Raw genomic sequence first — 21,153 nt, forward strand, 5'->3', positions numbered from 1 at the left:
GTATCAATAAATGCCGAAGAAAGCCTCCACCGGACCTTTAAGGAGCGGAACCTTGAAGCCGATTTCAAAAATGACGAAAAAGAAGAGGGAAACGGCAATACCGGCTGGCAATGAAGCCCACCATTTGTAGCGCCCCTGAAACATCATCGCTGCAGCGATGTAGAGCGCGGTACCGACATATAGTCCGAGAACCGTCGATATGGCAGCGAAGGCAACCAGCGGCAAGGCGAAACCGAGAACAGGTTTCAACCGAGAGAGTTCAACGAATACTTCTCCGCTACCACGATGTTTTACAAATGCCAGAACGAGATTGACCGTGCTTCCGAACATGATCAGTAGCCCGATGTAGAACGGAAAATAACCTGCATCCGGGCCCATTTCCGTCCAGCCTGTACCAGCCTGTAGTGAGCCATAACAGACCACCGCTCCCAACCCACCCGTCAAAAGAGCTACGCTCGCCTCGACGATGAAGCGGGAAATTCCGGCCTCGCCTTTGTCACTCATTGGATAAGCTCCTTCAATGAATGGTGCAGACGCCGGCGGCGTCTGCACAAATGCACGAAACGTCAGTTGGCAAGCCAGCCTTCACGCTTCAGCACGGCCGTTACCGCTGTTTCATCGTTCTTGATAAAGGATGAGAGTTCATTACCGCTCATATAGGCGGCAGATTGCGAACTATCGGCAAGATACTTCGCCCATTCAGGTGTTTCGGCAACCTTCTTGAGTACGCCTGCATAGTAATCAACGACGTCCTGATCAACGCCCGCAGGAAGCCATACAGTACGCGGCATGGCGTAATTTTCGATTGTAATCCCCGCTTTCTTGCAGGTTGGGATGTCGCTCCACCCCATATCGCCAGCAATCTTGCCGTCACCTTTGAGCTTTTCGCCCTTGAAGACGCAAAGCGGCTTCACCATGCCTGCCTGCCATTGGCCAAGATTCTCGCTGGGATTGTTGACGTTGGCAGCAATGTGCTCCCCCGCGAGCTGGACGGCAGCTTCGCCACCGCTTTTGAACGGGATGTAGCCGAGCTTCGAGCCCGTGGCATCGTTGATCATGGATGTCAAAATCTGGTCAACGTCCTTGGACTGGCTGCCGCCAACCTTCAGGCCTGCATCATCTTTCGCCTTGGCGATGAACTCTGCGGCTGTCTTGAATTCAGACTTTCCGTTGACCCAAAGAATGAATTCATCCGAAGCCAGTGCCGAAACCGGGACCAGATCTGCCGATTTATAAGGAACCTTTGCGCGCACCGGCAAAAGATAGGCGTTGTTCGTGCCGAAAGCGAGCTTGTATGGATCGCCCTTATAGCCGGCAGTGTAAACAAAACCTTCTGCTCCGCCCGCGCTGCCCTTGTTTGTGACGACGATTGGCGCACTCATCAGGTCATACTTGCCGATGATCGACTGGATCGTACGCGCGAAAATATCCGTGCCGCCGCCCGGTCCTGCAGTCACTACAAACTCCACCGGCCGTGTCGGCTCGAATGCCAGAGCGGATGATGCGATTATTGCCACTCCTGCTGCCAGGCAGGCAATGTGCAAAGACTTCTTCATGGTCTATCCTCCCAGTTAAGCGGCATGGGCCTCCCCCCATGCCGATAGTGTCAAAATGACGAAAATCAGGCAGCGTCTGAAAGTGCTGCTGCTCTTTTCGCCATTCGTGCCGCGAGCAGGATCGCTTCGCGCGTGGCTCCCACGTCGGCGACCCCCCTTCCAGCAATATCGTAGGCTGTTCCGTGGGCCGGCGTGCAAAGCGGGAATGGCAATCCGCCCATCATTGTCACACCTTTGTCGAAGCCCATCAGCTTCATCGCGATCTGACCCTGATCGTGATACATGGTCAGTACCGCCTGAAAATCATCTTTCAGCGCACGCAGGAACACTGTGTCAGCCGGAAACGGGCCATCGACGTCGAAACCCTTGGCTTTCGCTGCCCTTACTGCAGGCTCAATAATGTCGATTTCTTCCATGCCAAAGCTACCGCCATCACCGGCATGTGGGTTGAGCCCGGCCACTGCAATCTTCGGATTGTCGTATCCCGCTTTCTTCAGGCACACCCAAGCCAGTTCCAGCTCGGCGAGAATTCCTTCAACAGTCAGGGTCGAGGCTACATCCTTGAGCGGAATATGCGAAGTCACGCGCGCGTTCCAGACTTTCTCCAGAACGTTGAACTCACGCACCCTGCCTGTGAAGCTCAGCACATCGGCAACAAAGCGGATTTCGTCGTCGTAACCCGGATAAGCGAACCGCATCGCCTGCTTGTTGAACGGCGTAAAACAAACAGCCTGCGCATGTCCAGCATCAGCAAATTTCAGTGCGGTACGAAAGTTCTGGGTTGCGAAAGTTCCGCCAACCAGCGTGGCTTCGCTACGCACAACGTCCTTCGGATCGAGATTCTTCAAGTCAACGAAGACATGTTTGCCGACCGGCATGTTAGGCGCATTTTCGAGGTTGGCATCCTGCAGATCAAGCTTAACACCCGCAATATGCGCACCTTCGTCCAGAATGCGGCGATCACCGAAGACGATGATATGCGCTTCTTTTCTGACATCCGGCAAAGCGAGCAGACGGGCTGTCAGCTCTGGACTGACACCAGCTGGATCCCCCATTGCAAGCGCGATCACGCTCGGTTCAGCGCCAGTAACGGTCATTAGCATCCTCCTCGTCTGCATTCTGTATGCAGCGTTCATAAGGCAGCCCTCCGCACGGCGCAAGCATTTTGTATTCTGTATGCAGCATTTTATGTTGACGGTTGAAAGCTGGCCAGCCATCTTCGCCTCAGTTGGTGCGATGAGGATTCGAAACCACTCTTTGAGAAAAAGGCCGATGGACGAAATTCAGAAAACCGGGCAAGCCGACAACGGCTCACAAGCGTTCCGCCGCACTGCCTTGCACGATATGCTCGTCAACCATCTGCGCGACATGATTATCGAAGGGCAGCTGGAACCCGGCACGCGCCTGCATGAAGGCCAGCTCGGAGAACAACTCGGCGTGTCCCGGACACCGCTGCGTGAGGCGATCAAATATCTGGCCAGCGAGGGACTCGTCGAGCTTGTTCCAAGCCGCGGTGCTGTTGTGAAACGGTTCAGTGCAGCTGATGTCAGGGACATGCTCACCGTCCTGCGTACTTTGGAAGAACTTGCTGGGAAACTCGCCTGCGAGCTTGCGACCGACAAGGAAATCGCCGAGGTTCGTTCGCTACACGATGAAATGATCGAACGCTACAAGCATGCTGACCGACTGCAATATTACAAACTGAACCAGCAGATTCATCTTGCCATCGTTCGTCTTGCCAAGAACCCCACGCTGGCTGACATTCACCAGATGCTGCAGACGAGATTGAAGCGGATCCGTTTCGTCGGCCACGAAGGCTCCGAGAAATGGGCGGCGGCTGTATCTGAGCACCAAGAAATGATCGAGGCGCTGGAAGCCCGCGACGCAACCCGACTGTCTGAAGTATTGGGACGCCATTTGACCAAGGCATGGGAGCGCGTACGCGACTCGATGTAAAGGCAATCAGGTGGGTAGTTCTATCTGTTTATCACTATCAGTCAGATTATCGTTTGATCGAAAACATCGGATGGGTTCTAACTCAATGGAGCCGGATCGCGTTATAAATCAGGGCGGGATCATTTTCGCTTATCCGATGCATTGGTACAGACTATGGAACTAAAATGGCTGGAAGATTTCGTCAGCCTCGCGGAACACAGGAGCTACTCCCGTGCTGCAGGTGACCGCAATATCACGCAGTCCGCTCTCAGTAAGCGCATCAAGCAACTGGAAGACTGGGTTGGTCTGCCACTAATCGATCGCTCATCCAACCCGATATGCCTGACAAAGGCAGGAGAATGCTTTCTTCCGCGGGCACAAGATGCTCTCGAAATGCTGCTCAGTGCTCGCAAGAGTGTCAGCGACGGCTACAGCGCAACGTGGGAAATCATTTCTTTCGCAACACTCAACACGCTGTCGCTCACATTCTTCCCGCATTGGATGGCACAGATTGAAGCTTCTGGGGCTTCATTCCGCGCCCGTTTTGCCGATCCGCATTCATCGTTCGTCGGTAATATCTCCACACTCGTCAGCGGGCATTGCGACTTCTTCCTGACTTATGCGCATCCGGCTGTTCCGCAGATGGACGATCTTGGCGGTTATCCGTTTTTGGCACTGGGCACCGAGAGGGTCATCCCTGTATCCGCTCCTGCGCCGAATGGACAGGCCCTGCATAGCCTGAAGGAAAAGTCGCTACCGATCGACTTCCTCAGCTATCGTGGCAACTCGTTCTTTTCTCTCGCTCTGCCCTGGCTGTTTGAGAAACATGGTTTCGAATTGAACACGGTTTACGAAAACGGAATGTCTGTTGCGCTCAAGGCAATGGCGGTCTCCGGACATGGTGTTGCATGGATACCGGAAAGCCTTGTCGATGATGAACTCAAGCGTGGCGTGCTGGTCCGCGCCGGTGAAACAAACACCGATCTGTTGATTGAAATCCGCGTGTACCGAACACCCCAATTCAGGAACAAGCAGGCGGAACTCTTCTGGCGCCGCGCCTCACAACTGGTTTCCCAGAAAAGTGGCCACAACGCCGGAAGTCTTGCGCCGAGTTAAAACATCAAGGCCGCGTGAAAAGTGCCGCAACAGCTTTCAGGTTCTCTGCATCGTCAAGATCGCGTAAATCCAAATAGATTTGATCCGCCGCCGGAATCGCCGCACAACAATCCAGAAATTTCCGCGTCCGATCATCGGCACTGAAAGGTTGCTGCAGAGTACCAACAGCGAAGCTGCGCGACGCCTGCAAAACACGTCCGTTTTTCAGTGTAACGGTTGCGACATGCGGCAGCTTTTCCGCTGATACCCGTTCTTCCTCCATCGAATAACTTCGCATGGCGATAACATCGAGCAGTGGGTCGTCCCGGAAAGCACCAACAGTCTCTGGGGTGAAATCTGCAAGTGCAAGATAGCCCTGCCGCAAGGCGCGTGCGACGCAATATTGCATTGAGAAGCGTGCCTGCATCTGGTCGGTCGGCTGCGTATATGCGAGATTGCGATAGTTCGCGATCCCGACCAAAGCGTCTACAGCCACAACATCCTCGGCATCAAACCCGTGATCTTCCTTAAGATCAAGCAATGCGTCGGCGATCATATGGGTGGACCCACAGCAAGGATGCCGTTTCGGCATGACACCAACCGTTTCGATCACATGCGCCTTATCGGTGAGGATATCATCGATATCCCAACCGAGACGTGAATCCCCTGCAAATAACTCACGAATACCCTGCTCACCTTCCAGAATATCGGGCCGTGCCTCCATTCCAGCTTTTGCGAGCAATGCAGCCTCAACAGCATTGCGCGCGGCCATGCCCGCATGAAACGGCTTGATCAGCGTGCCGAACTGACCTTTCGTGCCGGATGCGAAACTGGCAGCGATAGTAATCGCCTGTGCGGTCGCCTGGATGTCGAGACCAAGCATTTGAGCCGTGGCGACAGCAGTGCCAATACTCCCCACCGTTGAGGTGCCATGCCAGCCAGCTGTGTAATGTGCCTGTCCCAGGCCGTTGCCTACCAGCGCCTGCGCCTGCAGTCCTGCCAGATAAGCGTCGATCAGACGCCCCCCTGCGGTTTCATCTAGATCGGCCAACGCCAGGATAGCGGGCACGATCACCGCCGAAGCATGGCTCATGCCGGGCAGAAAATTATCGTCGAAATCGAGCGCATGTGCTGCTGTACCATTGACCAGCGCAGCGAACATCGGGCTGCCTGTTCCTCCCGCAACCGACAAAGCAATTCCACCAGCGCTGAATTCTGCAAAGGCTTTCACAACGCTTTGCGTGCTGTCGTCGTCACGGCCTGCCACCATACAGGCCAAGGTATCTAAAATGGCGTCACGCGCCAGTTTCCGCGCATTGGTGCTCAACACTGGTTTTGCGCATGCCGAAGCTATCGCGAGTGCGACCGTCATTTCCTCCTGCGGCATGATTTCACCCCTGAAATGCGTCGAGAATGAGCTTCAAAAGACGCCCGAACTTGTGTCGATTGAGCTGGCGCCCAGCAATGTCAGTATCCACGCGATGCACGATCACCATGTCAAGGGCAGGCAAGACAACGCAGAAATGGCCACCTGCACCGAAGCCTGCATAACTGCCTTTCGGCGTCACCACACCGGGGAAAAACACGCCATCACGCTCCAGCCACCACATATAGCCATAAGCGCCACGTGCACCAGCATAAGAGTAAGGCATCACACATTCCTGCCCCCACCCATCAGGTAGAACGGATGCACCATTCCAGCGGCCATTGCGCAGATAAAGCTGGCCGAAGCGGGCCAGATCACGTGTCGACAGACGGAACGGGTAGGCGGCGTGCCGGCTTTCCGTAAAGTGATCATGCCAGCCATCCGGCTTGCCACCATCCAGTCTGAAATCCTCAAGCCCGAGCGGCTTTGCGATACGCTCATCGAAAGCCTGGTGTACGGTCTTGCCGGTCAACTGCTCGAAAATAGTGCCGAGCGCATTGAAATCCCAGTTGTTGTAACACCAGAAGGTGCCCGGCGCATGGGAATGGCGCTTTTCCTTGATCATCCGCATCCATGGCGTCTCGTAGCCCGCGGGATGATAGACGCCGGAACGCGCAGTCAGGAGATCATAAACCGTCGCCTGCTTTTCGACTTCGCTCAAGCCTTCATTGTCATCAATACCTAGCTGTTCCAGCGTCAGGCTGAGATCAATGGTGCCATCGGCGACATCCTGCCCCATCAGTGCGGCAAGGATGCTCTTGCGAATGGAATGGCAGAGATATTTGTGTGTGATGTCACCATATGTGTGGACGATCTTGTTACCTTGGACGATCATCAACGCATCGGTTTCCTGTTGGTCCGCGCAAGTATCAACAGCACGAAGTCCAGCTTCCGACCAACCCGCCGCGGCAGGACTCTTCAAACGTTCCCATTTCTGTCCCGGATTAGCCGCCGAATGATAGTTCATACCCCTATTTCCCTAGCCTGATTATGTGCGACGGCTTCCACGCTGGCCTGCAGGAATTCCTGCGTATATTCAGCCTTGGCGCGCAAATGACGAAGATCGTCTGCCGTCAGTTCTTCCAGAATGATGCCCTTGTGCATGACCCCGACACGCTCGCAGATATGCGCCACTACGGCGAGGTCGTGCGAAACCATGAGATAGGTGAGATTGCGCTCGCGGCGCAGGACCTTGAGCAGATTGAGAATTTCCGCCTGCACGGAAACATCGAGCGCGGATGTTGGTTCATCCAGAAGAAGCACATCCGGCTCGATGATAAGCGCACGCGCTATTGCGACGCGCTGACGCTGACCACCGGACAATTCATGAGGATAGCGATAAAGGAAACTTGGGCCGAGACCGACCGCCTGCAATACGTCACGAATACGCTCGTCTTTGCGATCCATGTCGTGAATGGCAAGCGATTCCGCCAACACCTTGTGCACCTGCTTGCGCGGGTGCAGCGAAGCATAGGGGTCCTGAAACACCATCTGCACACGACGGAAAAACGCTTTGTCGCGCTCGCCGCCCATCTTCTGTTCATCAAAAACGAAGTTGCCTTGATGGTGCGGGATGAGGCCTGCGAGAGCGCGCAGGATCGTGGATTTGCCACAACCGGATTCACCGATCAGGCCATAGGCCGCGCCGCGCTCGATATGAAACTTTACCTTCCTGACGACAGTGGCGCGCTTGCGCCCTTTGCCGAAGCTGATGGAAAGGTCCGAAACATCCACAAAGGGAGAGTTGCCTACATGTATCATGAGTTTTCTCCCACCAGCGTCGGCTCGGTGAGCCAGCTTTTGTCGCGTTCGGGCACCTTCAGCATATCGACCGGTTGATCCAGCCGAGGAAGACTTGCCAGAAGCGCCTGCGTGTAGGGATGACGGGCCTTGTGCAGGTCCTTGGCCGGCAGATCTTCCATGATGCGCCCCGCATACATAACCAGTACCCGGTCGCAGAAATCCGCCACCAGATTGAGGTCATGGCTGATGAACATCAACCCAGTGCCTGAACGGCTGACCAATTCATCGAGCACAGTCAAAACCTGACGCCGCACAGTCACGTCGAGCGCGGAGGTCGGTTCGTCAGCAATAATCATGTCCGGTTCAGGGATCAGCATCATGGCGATCATCACACGCTGGCCCATGCCACCGGAAATCTCATGCGGGAACAGACGCATGACACGCTCGGGATCGCGTATATGCACGGCCTCCAGCATGGCAATTGTCTTCTGTCGTGCCGCCGCCGATTTCACCCGATGATGTAGCCGATAGGCTTCCATGATCTGATCACCGATACGGATCAGCGGGTTGAGTGAATATTTCGGGTCCTGAAGGATCATCGAAATGCGGTTGCCACGTACACCGCGCATCTGACGTTCGCTGGCCGACAGCAGGTCGATCTCACCGAAACGCAGGCTCTTGGCGCGGATTTGTGCCACCTTTGGTGTTAGCTTGAGGATCGAACGCCCAGTCATCGACTTACCGGAACCGGATTCGCCTACAATACCGACTTTTTCACGCCCTATGGAAAAGCTGATGCCGCGAACAACATCGATGTTGCGGTCAGCGCCGGGAAACGACACCCACAGATCATCAACTTCAAGCAATGGTTTTGTCATCGATCTTATCCGTTTCTGGGGTCGAGAACGTCGCGCAAACCGTCGCCGAACAGGTTGAAGGCGAGGCTCGCGATCAAGATTGCAGTGCCGGGTACAGCGGCAAGCCACCACGAAGTCATCATGAATTCGCGACCACTGGAAAGCATCGCGCCCCATTCCGGGCTTGGCGGCTGTGCACCAAGACCGAGAAAGCCAAGGCCGGCGGCCGTCAAAATGATCGAAGACATGTTGAGCGTGATGCGGATCACCACCGACGGAATGCACATCGGCACGACATGTTTCGTAATCACCCGCATCGTGGAAGCCCCCTGCAGACGAATGGCGGCCACATAGTCAGACGAGCGGATGGTCAGTGTTTCGGCGCGAGCAAGACGGGCTATCGGTGGCCATGCGGCGAGCGAAATGGCGATGACGGCATTTTCGATGCCTGGCCCAAGCGCTGCAGCAAAGGACAGCGCGAGCACGAGACTAGGAAAAGCAAGGAAGATATCGACAATACGCATCAGTGCCGTATCAACCCAGCCGCCCATATAGCCTGCAGTGGTGCCAACGACGAGACCAATAGGCGCAGCGATGACAGCAGTCAGCGTCACGATGTAAAGCGTGATGCGCGAGCCATAGACAAGGCGGCTGAAAATATCGCGCCCCAGTTCGTCTGTGCCAAAGAAGTGTCCCCATGACGGGGGTTGAAGCCGGTTCGCGAGATTGTTTGTACCAATGTCGTGCGTCGCGATTAGAGGCGCAAGAATGGCTACCAGTACCAAAAGCACGATTACGGCCAGACCGAATACGGCAGACGTATTGGCCATCAGCTTGAACCAGGAACGGCGTAACTGCTGGATATTGGCCTGAAAGGCAGATGTAGGCACGGGGGCAGTCAGCCAACCCCGCAGAGAATTGGAAGTTTGGGCCGACGATGTGCTGGTGTGGGTGTTCATCGGCAGTGTCCTATCGTGTGCGAGGATCAAAAACGCGATACAGAAGATCGCTGATCAGGTTGATACCAACAAACAGGATGCCGACGATCAGCGTGCAGCCGACCACCGCGTTCATGTCACCAGCCAGAAGCGCATTGGTGAGGTAGCGCCCAAAACCCGGCCATGCGAACACCGTTTCAGTCAGCACAGCGCCTTCCAGCAGAAAGGCATAGGATAGCGCCACGACCGTCACGACCTGAACCGCAACATTGCGGAATGCATGCCCCCAAACGGTGCGCGCCCAGGACAGCCCCTTGACGCGCGCAGTGATAATATATTCCTGATTGAGCTGCTCGATCATGAAGCCACGCGTCATGCGGCTGATATAAGCCATAGAACCAAAAGCGAGGATCAGGGCCGGCATGATGATATGGCTTACAGCGTTCCAAAAAGCATCCCACTGCCCCTGCATTGCGCTGTCGAGAAGCAAGAATCCGGTCGTCGGTTCGACGGAATATTCGTAGATGAAGTCGATCCGCCCCGGCCCACCGATCCAACCCAACGTGGCGTAGAAGATCAGCAGCGCCATCAAACCGAGCCAGAAGTTCGGCGTAGAATAACCAAGCAAACTGACCATACGCACAGCATGGTCCAGCGGCGAATTGCGATACATGGCAGAGAAAACACCAAGCGGAATACCAAGCGTGGTGCCGATGACGATAGCCACGGTCGCCAGTTCGATGGTGGCGGGGAAGACGCGTGCAATATCTTCCAGTACCGGACGACCGGAAGTCAGCGCGTTGCCAAAATCAAACATAAGCGCATTCTTGAGGTATAGGCCGTATTGCACGATTAACGGCTGGTCGAGACCCAACTTACGATACATCGTGTCATAGGCTTCTTGGGAAACATTGTCCCCCAGCATGGCAATAACCGGATCGAGCGGCAAAAGGCGGCTGATGAAAAAGGTCAGTGTGACCAGTCCCAGAAGCGTAATCGCCACTGAAATGATCAGGCGCACTGTGGCGGCGAGAAACTGAAGCACCGGACCGGCTTCCCTGTCGCGGTCCGCCTCCTCCACGTCTTCCATGATTTCGTGCGTCGTCATCTGCAAATTCCCGAAAGAGAAAAACGGGATGCCGGGCCAGGATCGCACTGCGAGCCACAAGCGGTCACACGGTCATCCATCGAAGCGAAGAACGCCCGGCGACTACGAGGAAGCCACCGGGAACGCTATTCTCGCTATTTCGCGGCCAGATCGTAGTAGACGCGGAAGCCGTTCCAGCTCCAGTTCTTCATAGCCTTGTTAACGCCAGCGACATTATAGATCTGGAAAATGAAGGCGTGCGGCCCCTTCTCCATCATCTCCTTCTGCAGATCGATATACATCTGTTTGCGTTTGGCCTCGTCCTTCTCGAACAAAGCCGTGTCGACTTCCTTGTTTACGGCTTCGTTGAAGTAGCTCGCGCGCCAGCTCGGATACATGGTCTGCTTGGCCTCAGCCCGGTTATCAGGATTGAAAATCTGACGCGAAGCATTGCCATGCGCGTCCGGAACGGTGGTCTGCCAGCCCATCAGCGACGTCTGGAACTCACGACCGCGAATGCGGCTGAACAATTGCGCGTTGGCCATGCGTTCGATCTTGATCTTCACGCCGACCTTGGTGGCGGCATCCTGAATGCTCTGGGCAATCGGAGCCGCATAAGGCGCAGTACTGATAAACATCGTCGTCTCGAAGCCCTTCTCGTAACCGGCTTCCTTCAGTAGTTCACGAGCCTTTTCCACATCGAGTTTGAAGGGCTGCCCTTCCTTCTCATCCAGTGCACCGAAAGCACCTAGCTGCACGAAGCTCGCACGCGGCACGCCGACATTGTTGATGACCGTCTTGCCGAGGCCCTCGTAATCAATGAGATAGCGCATCGCGAGGCGCACCTTTTCATTGGCGAAGATCGGATCGGCATTGTTGAAATTCCAATAGAACAGCGAAGGCTTTAGCGAGCGTGAAGCGGTCACCTTGTCCTGGGCTTCGAGATCGCGCAGGTCCTCCGGCGTCAGATCGCGAGCAATGTCTATGTCACCTTTTTCAAGCAGAAGCCGTTGAGTTCCCGCTTCTGAAACATGGCGGATCAGCACCTGTTTGAGCTTCGGTGCTTCTCCCCAGTAATTGTCGGTTGCCTGGAGGAGGACCACTTCGGCGGGGTTCCACCGCACCAGCTTGTAGGGGCCGACGCATTCCGACCGAGTGGCCAGATATTTGTTGCCCATGTCATTATCGACCTGGTTCTCCATCAACACCTTCTGATTAAGAAGGCTGGCAACCCGGTTGGCGGCAATCGCCGCCAGAATGAGATTGACCGGATAAGGCTTGTCCAGCTTGAAAACGACCGTGTTGTCATCTGGCGCCGAGATGGTCTGATCCACATTCTCTTTGGTGAAACCGTACTCCGTCAGTGTCGCAGCATTGCCGAAACCGAGCTTGACTGCGCGCTGGAGCGACCAGGCCATATCGCCCGCCGTCGCCTTGTCGCCATTGTCAAACTTCAGGTCATCGCGCATGTGGAACGTGATCTGCAGACCGTCCTGCGAGACGTCCCAGCTTTTGGCGAGTTGCGGCACGATCTTGGTCTCGTCAGCCGGATCGAAATCAACCATGGGGTCGCAGATATTCTGGATGATCTCGTTGGTAGCCGCCTCACCGATCTGTGCTGGGTCAAAAGTGCTGATAGCGTCGATGTTCCACGCCATGACAAGTGCGTTCGGTGGCGACGCGGCCTCAGCAGGGAACGTCGCAGCACTCATACCGGCGACAAGTGCGAGTGCTGTGGTACGGCGCAAGATGGTTGTCTTTTGTTTTTGCATTATTATCCCCTTTTATGGTTGAGCATTTTTAAAAGGTGCCGCGCGAGTCCGCGCGGCACGAAATGCAATTATTCAGCCAGTCAGTCTGCCGGACGCGGCTGGAGCGGCGGATTGACGTCTGACGGGATCGGGCAGGTATAGGGCGTCGTTGCCGTACGAGCCTTGTGATCAGCCTTGGCGTCGTTCAGGGTTTTCTCGTTCTGAAGAACATCAAGCGCAGTGCCCGCCATCACCTTGGCGGCGTAGACCATGCCCTTATGCGCGGCTGGCATCTTGCCTTGTGCCGTGATCTGCCACGAATGACCGGGCGAGCCGATCGCATGTGTTGCCACGCGCGCCTGAACGGTCGGGACGACCCAGCTTACATCGCCCAGATCGGTGGAGCCGATCATCGGCACGCCCTTCTGTTCACGTGGCAAGACGTAGTCGCAAAGAGGTTCATTTGCTGCCAGCGGCTGGCCGACGCGCAAGTAATCGGTTTCAATGTCTTCCTTCGAAAGCGTTGCCTGAATCTCGGCTGCGAAGGCACGGTCCACATCGTCAAACGGCACACCGCCCAGACGTTCCATGTTCGAATGCATCGCGATTTCCAGCGGCGTATTACCGAGCAAGTTCGACACCGCGCTCATAATGGAGATGTTGACGGTCGTTTCCGTCATCATCGCAGCGCCTTCTGCAACCTTCTTCACCCGGTCGTTGAGAGCGAACATACCCGGAAGATCGGTTGCCCGGATGGCGTAGCGCACCTTGGCTTTGGCTTGAACGACATTCGGCGCGATACCGCCCGCATTGAGATAGGCATAGTGAAGACGGCAATCAGAAGGGATGTGTTCACGTAAATAATTGCAACCGACGCTCATCAGCTCCACCGCATCCAGAGCCGAGCGCCCCAGATGCGGTGCCGCGGCGGCGTGGGAGGCCCGTCCGGTAAACTCGAAATCCATGCGCGTATTGGCGAGCGACTGCGCGTCATCTACCTGGGTGAACGAAGCCGGATGCCAGCAGATGGCAATGTCGACATCATCGAAAGCGCCAGCACGCGCCATGAACGACTTCGCCGCCCCACCTTCTTCCGCCGGGCAACCGTAATAGCGTACACGTCCCTTCTTGCCGGTCTGTTCTAGCCAGTCCTTAACCGCCGTCGCAGCCAAAATGGCGGCGGAACCCAGAAGATTGTGGCCGCAACCATGGCCATGTCCCGTGCCAGGGATCGGACGGGGTTCCGCAATACCCGCTTCCTGGCTGAGGCCCGGAAGGGCATCGTATTCACCCAAGATTGCGACGACCGGTCCACCATCTCCGGCTTCACCCATCACGGCGGTGGGAATGCCCGCTACGTTCTCGGCAATACGGAACCCCTGTTCCTTCAACATTGCAGTATGCTCGGCACAGGACTTATATTCGGTATAAGCGATCTCCGGCATGCCCCAGACGCGGTCACTCAAGGCTTCAAAATCAGCCTTCTTCGCGTCCACCAGATCCCAGATATCTTCACCATTCTTCACGGTGTTCTCTCCCAACAATGCTCTTAAAGATTCTCGTCAATGAAACGGGCCAGCGCGCCAAACACGCGGCGCCGATTTTCGATACGCGCGAAGCCATGGCCCTCATGCGGTACACGCAGATATTCGATCGGTTTGCCGAGGCCGCGCAGGCACGAATAAACCATCTCGCTTTCGCACGGCGTGACACGCGGGTCTTCCAGACCATGCGCGATCATCAATGGCGCGGCGATATTGCCTATGCGATTGATGGGCGAGAACCGCTCCAGCTCATCCCGCATGGTTTCGACATCACCATATTCGATGGCGCGCAGTTCCTTGCGCCACGGTCCCGTTGTCTGCAGCAGAGTGAGAAAATTGGCGATCCCGTAATACTCGACACCAAGCTTCCACAGGTCGGGATACTCTGTCATGGCCGAGAGGACCATGAATCCACCATAAGACCGGCCAAACACGCCAATACGACTTTCATCTACGTCACTACGTGCTGCGACCGCCATGCGCACCGCTTTGAGATCGGCGACGCTGTCCATGCGCAGTTCACGGTCGTCGAGATGCTGGTAGTCGCGGCCATAACCGGTGCTGCCGCGAATATTCGGCGCGATGACCATGATGCCCCGTGCCAGCATGTACTGGATGTCCGCCCGGAAATCCGGCTTCCACTGGGCTTCAGGACCGCCATGCACAATGATCATAACTGGATAACCATCACGACCCGGTGCACGCTCCGGCTTGTAGACGAAATACGGAACGTCCAGACCGTCGAAACTTGCAACGCTCGTTACCGTTGGTTCCAGAAAGGCCGGTAATTTCACCTTGGCTTTCGGCGCATCTGTCAGGCGTGTAAAAACACCGCTTTCAACATCGCAGCGCCAGATATCGCCCGACGTCGCAGCACCTTCCACAGGCATGATCAACGACATGCCATCGGGCGTCCATGCAATCGAAGCAACGACCCCGACAACCGGCATCTCTAGCTGTTTCAGCACCGCTCCGTCGCGACCGATCAGAACCAGATCATTCCAGCCCTGACGGTTCAGGACGAGTGCTATCCTGTTCTGATCAGGTGAGATTGCGAGCGCTTCAACATCCTGCCCTTCAAAAGCGGCGAGTTCGGTCAGCGATGCCGCGTCATGCGGCTTGACCATGACCGAGAGATATTCGCGTTCCTGATCGGCAATCAACAGAATACCGGAGCCATCCTTGAAGAATTTCGGCGCCTGATAGTGCGCCCGGCCTTCATGCGGCAGAATATTTTCATAGGCGCCTGTTTCGAGATCGAGGCGGCAGAAGTCCTGATCCGTCATGGCACGCTGGCAATCATTGACCAGAAGCGACTTGCCATCGGGCACAAAAGCTGCCGGGCTGCGCCAGCCGATACCCTCGTAGACGCATTTCGTCTCGCCCGTTGCAACGGTCATCACATGAATATCCATGTGCGAACGGTCGCGATAATTAGCGCTATAGGCGATCCGGGTGCCATCCGGCGACCAGCAGCCCCAGGCGTGCACCACCGTAGTATCGGTGGTGAGGAGGCGCGGCTCACCTTCGGCGTCTTCGATCAGCCACAGCTGGTGACGTTCGTCGCCACCCCAGTCTGTGGTGATCAGCAGATCACGGTTCTTGGGATTGAAGGCAAGATTGCCGACCGGTTCCGGCAGATTGGTGAGTTGGCGTGGCTTGCCACCTGCAAGCGAGCGCGCCCAAACCTGTGCCGTACCGCTTTCATCGCTGAGATAGACCAGAAGTTCACCGTCCGGCGACACGGCGGGCTTCACCGCCTTGCAGATATCGACGTAGTACGTCATCGAAAGCGATGTATCGGCGGTCCTTGTATCGAACATCGAATTGTCCTCAATTCCAAGCATTGATGAATTGGATTACACCAACTGCCGCGCCAGCCGGGCAGATGCAGCTGCTAGCGCATCAGCCATCGGGCCGATTGTCGACTGGTGATTGGCAAGTGTGACGATGGTGAATCCGGCCTCCGGCCAGGCTTCCTTGAGTTTCCAGGCCGTCATCATCGGCGTCACCGTATCGTATCGCGCCTGCACGATTTCGGCTGGCAGGTGACGAATACGATCAATACTCCCGATGAGATAATTCTCCGGCAAGAAAGCGCGGTTGATGCAATAGTGGGTAAAAATGCGTGATACGGCCAAGGCCGCTTCCGGCTTCAGAAGTTCGGAGACGTGGTTCGTGTCCGGTTCGAAGGTCTGCGTGCGCGCCGAAAATCCGCGCAGGCTCTGGGCCGCCGTCTGTTCTTGTACCGGATCCCCAGACGTTAGCCGCGTATAGTAGGCGGCGAGCAGGTCGGCGCGCTCACTTTCCTGTACGAATTCGGCGAATTCCTGCCAGTGATCCGGGAAAATGGCACGGCAGCCATGGAACCACCAGTCAACATCCTCCTGCCCGCCCAGAAATATTCCGTGCAGCCGAAACCCGAGACAGTGCTGCGGATGCGCTATTCCATAGGCAAGCGAAAGACACGATCCCCAAGAGCCTCCGGCCACGAGCCAACGTTCAATACCCAGTTTCCTGCGCAGGATTTCTATGTCCGCGATCAGATGCTGCGTGGTGTTTTCAGCAATTTCCGCGATAGGGGTGGAACGGCCCGCACCGCGCTGATCGAAGGTAATGACACGATAAGTGTTGAGATCGAAACTCGCAATCTGCTTGGCCGAGACACCTGCACCGGGACCGCCATGTAGAAAGACAACTGGGATCCCTTTTGGATTGCCATATTCCAAAACGGAAAGTTCATGCAGATCGCTGACCGGCAAGCGAAATTCCTGCACTGGTTGCGCAAGACTTGCCGCTCCACTGGCACTGCTTTGCGGCTCCATATTGTTGAATAGCTGCGCCTTTTCGTCAGAAGGGTAAATCTTCCCCTCCAGAACGCGCTTGGCTTCCGTCATTCATTTCCCCATTTTCGCGCTCGTTTGAAAGGCGCACCAGCCATCGTTACCCGAAGCCAATCTTCTTGCTTTTTCAAGAGCTTGAAGAAAAGCCGAGGAGTAATCTCCCTTGACCGTCAATTTTATTATTTGAAATTTATAGGCAGCAAATTTAGGCTTTGGCCAATGCAATTTTAGACTTGCCATTCCAATATGGAATAGAAAAGCTGACGCTTGTTGAACAAGCCCTGTTAAAAACAGGCAAGCGCTTCGACCCTATCTATATATACCCGTATTTATCTCCCCGTCCAAACCGCACCATGCACGATACATGCCTGGGCTGTTGAACGGCAGGCTGACATTGCCTTTGCGATCCACCGCAACAAGACCGCCAGAGCCACCGATTTCACCCAGCTCGCGGACAACCGCGCCAGCTGCCTCATTGAGCGATTGCCCTGCCCAGCGCATCCGTGCATCCACTTCGTGACCCACCGCCCAGCGAATGAAATATTCTCCGTGACCTGTGGCGGAAAGCGCTACCGTCTCGTCATCCGCCCAGGTTCCAGCACCGATGACCGGGCTGTCGCCAACGCGTCCCGGTGTCTTGGCGGTCATGCCGCCCGTGGATGTGGCTGCCGCCAGATGACCGAAACGATCCAGTGCAACTGCTCCGACAGTGCCATGTTTGCGGGCAGGATCGCCATCGTCGGCGGCACCACTGCGACGACGTGCCATTTCGTCGTGCAAGGCCTTGCGACGCTGTTCCGTCGAGAACCATTCCGGCGCCATCATTTCCAGACCGGCAGCTTCGCAAAATCGCTTTGCCCCTTCGCCTGCGAAAAATACGTGTTCGGTCTGCTCCATGACTGCACGTGCCGCCAGAACAGGATTGCGTGGCCCGCAAATTCCGGAGATGGCACCGCATGCCCGCGTTGCACCATCCATGATGGCCGCATCCATCTCATGCGTTTCATCCGTCGTGAAAACGGCTCCGTGCCCGGCGTTGAAAAGCGGATTTTCTTCCAGGGCAATCACAGATGCCGTCACGGCATCGAGTGCTTTGCCACCTTTACGCAGAACATCCAGTCCAGCCTGCAGGCATTCCCGCAGGCCGGCATGATAGGCTGCTTCCTTCTCTGGCGTCATATTGGCTTTAAGAATGGTTCCAGCGCCGCCATGCAACGCGATGACAGGTACAAATTCGGGCATCTGCATTAACTCGCTGTTGACGTCGCTATTGCGGATCGGAATTATGTGAAGAAGTACGCAAACTATCGAAATGTATCAGCTGGTTTTGATTGGTTCGTTTCGTTTTGTGTATTTTCGAGCTCTCTCGGAAGAGGCAAACTTGAGCAGCGCAGGTGCATCTCGCGAACGAACACTTTTCGCCGCTTCTCGTCATTCTCCTTTATTGCCGCCGCTATACCCAGCCCATACGGGCCGATGAGAAGTCCGGGAGCCAGGTCGGAAACCTTCTTTTCTCTCGCCTCATAATTCGCGGCCTCCGCACGAATTTCTTCGCACTGTGGCGACTGCCATTTGGGATCCTGAATTGAAAGCGAAGACGCATAATTCTGCGGCGATGTCGTGCATCCAACCAAAGTCATTGACAGCAGGCCAGCAATCCCTGCCCCTAAACGTTCGAATACCATTTCATTCCGTTTCTTTATGCGACAGGCTTCACGTGCGATGCCACCGCTTAATCTGAAATATTGCTATTGCCTGCAAGTATTGCATCCGCAACCAATCCACCTGCCATGCGGTATTCATCCGACCATTCTTCATCATCAAATACGCAAAGCGCAATTGTCGCACATCGCTGCCTCTCCCTCAGGATAGCAAGTGCGATTATATCGATGGGTGCAACTTTTTCGTTCGTTTCTGAGACTTCGAGCCACAAATTTCTGGCCGCATCTTCAATATCACGGGGAAGTTCCATGCCGTTTGCCTCTTCACGTGGTTCAATGCGCAAAAATTTCGGCTCGTCGAATCGCAAGCTGTTACCCGCTGTTTCTATCGTTTCACAATTCAATATAGCAGGCACTTCTCAACAATGCCGCATTGAACGAAACTTTCGTTCGACAGCACCCGTTAACGGAAAACATTGATGTGCACGGATATAAAACGCTGAGGGCTACATTTAGCAATGGGCGAGGCAGAGCTTGAAGCCGGACTTATTCTTTAAAATCATACTGGCTTTATGCGCAGTTTTCCTTGTGACTGCCATCATTATCAGACTTTATCACGAGTACCACGACATTGATCCGACCTGGGGCAACATACGTTCGGGCGTCTACCCAGGTTGGGATACATCAGAGAACTAATTTCCTGAAGTTTCAGAAAACCTGTTTGCCTTGTAAGTCAGGCTTCCCGACTCGGCAGCCTCCACGTCAATCCGGATATTCCTGATTTCGATAGATTGTTGCTCGACCGGAAAATCGACTGTTTGTCCCGTATCCGGGTTTTGCAGATCAGTCGCGGTATAACCGCGAATCTCGAAACGCATTCTGCCATCGGCGACGCCCAAATAAACGATGTCAAAAATCGTGCCGGACTCGATAGGATCATACTCATCAGGATTTGGTATCTCCAGCCCTTTGGCATAATCGCGCGGGGGGACAACGGGATCGCCACTCAGAACGAACTGGGTCTGACCAAAGGTGTCGGTTGCCGGTGCAGAATGATGCGATGTCTCTTCAGTCCCTGCCGACACCTCAGCACCTGCTGCCTGTTGCGCGTGCAAGTCCGCTGGAAAACTCAGAATACAAGAAATGGCCGAGAATATTACAAGCCATCGAATTGTATTCGAACGTTTACCCATCGGCGGCTCCTTTTCCTGAATCGTAAATCAACGGCGTTGTTTTGACCGAAACGCGACGCGCAAGCAATCCTGCATATCAGGTGCTGTTCCTGTTGAAGGCATAGCAGTAACTGTCACGATTTTATGACTGCAATCGCAGATGCCTTCGGTTAGGGTCAGCGCGGGAAGATTATCTTCTGAAACCTCAATAGAGAGGCATGGCATGACGGTTGAAACCAAGTCCGTTCGCATTATTCGGACAGTTGTTGAAACACTGCGCCCACAGTTCAACGTGGAGTTATGGGACGGCACGCGCATCGGTGCATTCGATGGCCCATCATTGGTAATCAACGATCCGACAATCGTTCGACAGCTTCTCCTCAAGCCCAACTATGATTCTCTGATCGATATCTGGACATCCGGTCGTGTGGATATCAGCAATGGTACGATCTTCGACCTCGCAAATGCCAAAACCGATGGAAGTGTGAAGAACAGGCTGAAAGAGCTGCCAAAATGGCAACTACTCAAGGATCTTCCGGCTCTTCTGCTCGCTGGCAAAACCGATGCGCGCGAGGTTCTTGACGGTAAGGAGCCTTTCGTCAGTGGGTCGAGCAAGGAGGCAATTACCCATCATTACGATGTGTCCAACGAGTTCTATCGCTTATTCCTCGATGAGCGAATGGTTTACACATGCGGCTACTTCACGGACTGGGCCAATGATATCGATCAGGCCCAGAAGGACAAGCTGGAACTCATCTGCCGAAAACTACGATTGAAACCAGGTGACCGTCTTCTGGATATCGGTTGCGGTTGGGGTGCCCTCCTGATCTATGCAGTGCAAAACTTTGGCGTCATCGGAACCGGCGTTTCATTGTCGGAGGCACAAACGGCACTTGCCCGAGAGAGGATCAAGCAGGCAGGTCTCGAAGACAGGATCACCATCCACGTCAAATCCTATGCAGAGCTTGACGGGCAGTTCGACAAAATTTCGTCTGTTGGAATGTTCGAGCATGTTGGTATCGCCAATTACGACAGCTATTTCAGTGCCGTGAACCGGCTTCTGCGCCCCGGTGGGCTTTACATGCACCACGCAATCACACGGCGAATGAAGAAGGACAAGAAATCCTTCAAACGCAAAAGTGCAGAGCATAAGGCGCTTGTGAAGTATATTTTCCCCGGTGGGGAACTCGATCATCTTGGGATGACGGTAGAAAACCTCGAAGGGCACGGGTTCGAAGTCCACGACGTCGAAAATCTGCGCGAACATTATGGCCGCACCTGCCGGTTATGGTGCGAACGACTTTATTCCAATTTCGACAAGGCCGTTGCCGAAATCGGTTATCCAAAAGCGCGTCTCTGGTTGCTCTATCTTGCGGGATGTTCACTGGCATTTGAGAGAGGCACCGTCCAGATTAACCAGACCGTGGCTTCAAAACGCAAACGCGGCATTTCCGCTGTGCCGCAGACGAGAGCGGATATTTATACCAGTTTCGGCGAGCCAAGAGGTGGGTAAAGCAGCTTGGGCAATTCCCACCTGACTCACGA

Annotated in this window: 20 protein-coding genes; 3 read left to right on the plus strand and 17 right to left on the minus strand. The window is 55.1% G+C overall.

All coding sequences use genetic code 11. The features are described from left to right. Window positions 1–3 precede the first annotated feature (3 nt). The 3 genes from ABDF71_RS17015 to ABDF71_RS17025 all read right to left on the minus strand — a co-directional run bounded on the left by ABDF71_RS17015 (window position 4) and on the right by ABDF71_RS17025 (window position 2,653). Window positions 4–504, minus strand: coding sequence for a tripartite tricarboxylate transporter TctB family protein (locus tag ABDF71_RS17015; RefSeq protein WP_010661731.1), 501 nt, complete (start codon window positions 502–504; stop codon window positions 4–6). A gap of 62 nt (window positions 505–566) precedes the next feature. After that, the gene (locus tag ABDF71_RS17020) at window positions 567–1,556 is read right to left on the minus strand and encodes a Bug family tripartite tricarboxylate transporter substrate binding protein (protein WP_258125157.1); all 990 of its coding nucleotides are present in this window, start codon (window positions 1,554–1,556) and stop codon (window positions 567–569) included. 65 nt (window positions 1,557–1,621) lie between these two features. Further along, complete coding sequence (locus tag ABDF71_RS17025) at window positions 1,622–2,653, minus strand: 4-hydroxythreonine-4-phosphate dehydrogenase PdxA (protein WP_258125156.1); 1,032 nt, start codon at window positions 2,651–2,653, stop codon at window positions 1,622–1,624. 175 nt (window positions 2,654–2,828) lie between these two features. On the opposite strand from ABDF71_RS17025, the gene ABDF71_RS17030 reads away from it, so the two are divergent. Together ABDF71_RS17030 and ABDF71_RS17035 are read left to right on the plus strand one after the other, a co-directional pair. Next, window positions 2,829–3,512 (plus strand): GntR family transcriptional regulator, encoded by a 684-nt coding sequence (locus ABDF71_RS17030; RefSeq protein WP_194531663.1) that lies wholly within the window; start codon window positions 2,829–2,831, stop codon window positions 3,510–3,512. Between the two features lie 153 nt (window positions 3,513–3,665). Beyond that, complete coding sequence (locus ABDF71_RS17035) at window positions 3,666–4,607, plus strand: LysR family transcriptional regulator (RefSeq protein WP_012092540.1); 942 nt, start codon at window positions 3,666–3,668, stop codon at window positions 4,605–4,607. Between the two features lie 4 nt (window positions 4,608–4,611). On the opposite strand, the gene ABDF71_RS17040 is transcribed toward ABDF71_RS17035, so the two are convergent. From ABDF71_RS17040 to ABDF71_RS17105, 14 genes are all read right to left on the minus strand, one after another. Beyond that, window positions 4,612–5,973, minus strand: a complete 1,362-nt coding sequence (locus tag ABDF71_RS17040; protein WP_500061694.1) for an MmgE/PrpD family protein — start codon at window positions 5,971–5,973, stop codon at window positions 4,612–4,614. 4 nt (window positions 5,974–5,977) lie between these two features. Then, a complete protein-coding gene (locus ABDF71_RS17045) occupies window positions 5,978–6,979 on the minus strand; it encodes a serine hydrolase domain-containing protein (protein ID WP_194531665.1) in 1,002 nt (333 codons plus the stop codon). Next, the gene (locus ABDF71_RS17050) at window positions 6,976–7,773 is read right to left on the minus strand and encodes an ABC transporter ATP-binding protein (RefSeq protein ID WP_258125154.1); all 798 of its coding nucleotides are present in this window, start codon (window positions 7,771–7,773) and stop codon (window positions 6,976–6,978) included. Before ABDF71_RS17050 ends, ABDF71_RS17045 begins: the two co-directional genes overlap by 4 nt. After that, the gene (locus tag ABDF71_RS17055; RefSeq protein WP_036578794.1) at window positions 7,770–8,633 is read right to left on the minus strand and encodes an ABC transporter ATP-binding protein; all 864 of its coding nucleotides are present in this window, start codon (window positions 8,631–8,633) and stop codon (window positions 7,770–7,772) included. Before ABDF71_RS17055 ends, ABDF71_RS17050 begins: the two co-directional genes overlap by 4 nt. 5 nt (window positions 8,634–8,638) lie before the next feature. Further along, the gene (gene nikC, locus ABDF71_RS17060; RefSeq protein WP_036578793.1) at window positions 8,639–9,571 is read right to left on the minus strand and encodes a nickel transporter permease; all 933 of its coding nucleotides are present in this window, start codon (window positions 9,569–9,571) and stop codon (window positions 8,639–8,641) included. Between the two features lie 10 nt (window positions 9,572–9,581). Beyond that, complete coding sequence (locus ABDF71_RS17065) at window positions 9,582–10,658, minus strand: ABC transporter permease (RefSeq protein WP_036578792.1); 1,077 nt, start codon at window positions 10,656–10,658, stop codon at window positions 9,582–9,584. Between the two features lie 134 nt (window positions 10,659–10,792). Then, entirely contained in the window at window positions 10,793–12,409 is a 1,617-nt protein-coding gene (locus tag ABDF71_RS17070) for an ABC transporter substrate-binding protein (RefSeq protein ID WP_258125153.1), read from the minus strand. A gap of 80 nt (window positions 12,410–12,489) precedes the next feature. After that, a complete protein-coding gene (locus ABDF71_RS17075) occupies window positions 12,490–13,914 on the minus strand; it encodes a M20 family metallopeptidase (protein WP_029929879.1) in 1,425 nt (474 codons plus the stop codon). Between the two features lie 23 nt (window positions 13,915–13,937). Continuing rightward, a complete protein-coding gene (locus tag ABDF71_RS17080; protein WP_036578790.1) occupies window positions 13,938–15,755 on the minus strand; it encodes a S9 family peptidase in 1,818 nt (605 codons plus the stop codon). A gap of 36 nt (window positions 15,756–15,791) precedes the next feature. Next, window positions 15,792–16,829, minus strand: coding sequence for a prolyl aminopeptidase (gene pip / locus ABDF71_RS17085; protein WP_258125152.1), 1,038 nt, complete (start codon window positions 16,827–16,829; stop codon window positions 15,792–15,794). 255 nt (window positions 16,830–17,084) lie between these two features. Beyond that, entirely contained in the window at window positions 17,085–18,017 is a 933-nt protein-coding gene (locus ABDF71_RS17090) for an isoaspartyl peptidase/L-asparaginase family protein (RefSeq protein WP_040128753.1), read from the minus strand. 62 nt (window positions 18,018–18,079) lie between these two features. Further along, window positions 18,080–18,460, minus strand: a complete 381-nt coding sequence (locus tag ABDF71_RS17095) for a hypothetical protein (protein WP_010661047.1) — start codon at window positions 18,458–18,460, stop codon at window positions 18,080–18,082. 47 nt (window positions 18,461–18,507) lie between these two features. After that, on the minus strand, window positions 18,508–18,840 hold the full coding sequence (locus tag ABDF71_RS17100; RefSeq protein ID WP_258124433.1) for a hypothetical protein: 333 nt from the start codon (window positions 18,838–18,840) through the stop codon (window positions 18,508–18,510). A 288-nt stretch (window positions 18,841–19,128) separates the two neighbouring features. After that, window positions 19,129–19,629: a hypothetical protein gene (locus ABDF71_RS17105; RefSeq protein ID WP_029927914.1), complete on the minus strand. Its 501-nt coding sequence runs from the start codon at window positions 19,627–19,629 to the stop codon at window positions 19,129–19,131. Window positions 19,630–19,831: 202 nt separating this feature from the next. On the opposite strand from ABDF71_RS17105, the gene ABDF71_RS17110 reads away from it, so the two are divergent. Next, on the plus strand, window positions 19,832–21,121 hold the full coding sequence (locus ABDF71_RS17110; RefSeq protein WP_029927916.1) for an SAM-dependent methyltransferase: 1,290 nt from the start codon (window positions 19,832–19,834) through the stop codon (window positions 21,119–21,121). Window positions 21,122–21,153: the final 32 nt, after the last annotated feature.

It is taken from the genome of Ochrobactrum sp. WV_118_8, from assembly GCF_039631535.1.
In the GTDB taxonomy this organism is placed as follows: domain Bacteria; phylum Pseudomonadota; class Alphaproteobacteria; order Rhizobiales; family Rhizobiaceae; genus Brucella; species Brucella anthropi.

What these genes read in the sequence shown, in the direction of transcription:
- ABDF71_RS17015 (WP_010661731.1), bottom strand. Translation starts at nt 504, where the DNA reads ATGAGTGACAAAGGCGAGGCCGGAATTTCCCGCTTCATCGTCGAGGCG.
- ABDF71_RS17020 (WP_258125157.1), bottom strand. Translation starts at nt 1,556, where the DNA reads ATGAAGAAGTCTTTGCACATTGCCTGCCTGGCAGCAGGAGTGGCAATA.
- ABDF71_RS17025 (WP_258125156.1), bottom strand. Translation starts at nt 2,653, where the DNA reads ATGACCGTTACTGGCGCTGAACCGAGCGTGATCGCGCTTGCAATGGGG.
- ABDF71_RS17030 (WP_194531663.1), top strand. Translation starts at nt 2,829, where the DNA reads ATGGACGAAATTCAGAAAACCGGGCAAGCCGACAACGGCTCACAAGCG.
- ABDF71_RS17035 (WP_012092540.1), top strand. Translation starts at nt 3,666, where the DNA reads ATGGAACTAAAATGGCTGGAAGATTTCGTCAGCCTCGCGGAACACAGG.
- ABDF71_RS17040 (WP_500061694.1), bottom strand. Translation starts at nt 5,973, where the DNA reads ATGCCGCAGGAGGAAATGACGGTCGCACTCGCGATAGCTTCGGCATGC.
- ABDF71_RS17045 (WP_194531665.1), bottom strand. Translation starts at nt 6,979, where the DNA reads ATGAACTATCATTCGGCGGCTAATCCGGGACAGAAATGGGAACGTTTG.
- ABDF71_RS17050 (WP_258125154.1), bottom strand. Translation starts at nt 7,773, where the DNA reads ATGATACATGTAGGCAACTCTCCCTTTGTGGATGTTTCGGACCTTTCC.
- ABDF71_RS17055 (WP_036578794.1), bottom strand. Translation starts at nt 8,633, where the DNA reads ATGACAAAACCATTGCTTGAAGTTGATGATCTGTGGGTGTCGTTTCCC.
- nikC (WP_036578793.1), bottom strand. Translation starts at nt 9,571, where the DNA reads ATGAACACCCACACCAGCACATCGTCGGCCCAAACTTCCAATTCTCTG.
- ABDF71_RS17065 (WP_036578792.1), bottom strand. Translation starts at nt 10,658, where the DNA reads ATGACGACGCACGAAATCATGGAAGACGTGGAGGAGGCGGACCGCGAC.
- ABDF71_RS17070 (WP_258125153.1), bottom strand. Translation starts at nt 12,409, where the DNA reads ATGCAAAAACAAAAGACAACCATCTTGCGCCGTACCACAGCACTCGCA.
- ABDF71_RS17080 (WP_036578790.1), bottom strand. Translation starts at nt 15,755, where the DNA reads ATGTTCGATACAAGGACCGCCGATACATCGCTTTCGATGACGTACTAC.
- pip (WP_258125152.1), bottom strand. Translation starts at nt 16,829, where the DNA reads ATGACGGAAGCCAAGCGCGTTCTGGAGGGGAAGATTTACCCTTCTGAC.
- ABDF71_RS17090 (WP_040128753.1), bottom strand. Translation starts at nt 18,017, where the DNA reads ATGCCCGAATTTGTACCTGTCATCGCGTTGCATGGCGGCGCTGGAACC.
- ABDF71_RS17095 (WP_010661047.1), bottom strand. Translation starts at nt 18,460, where the DNA reads ATGGTATTCGAACGTTTAGGGGCAGGGATTGCTGGCCTGCTGTCAATG.
- ABDF71_RS17105 (WP_029927914.1), bottom strand. Translation starts at nt 19,629, where the DNA reads ATGGGTAAACGTTCGAATACAATTCGATGGCTTGTAATATTCTCGGCC.
- ABDF71_RS17110 (WP_029927916.1), top strand. Translation starts at nt 19,832, where the DNA reads ATGACGGTTGAAACCAAGTCCGTTCGCATTATTCGGACAGTTGTTGAA.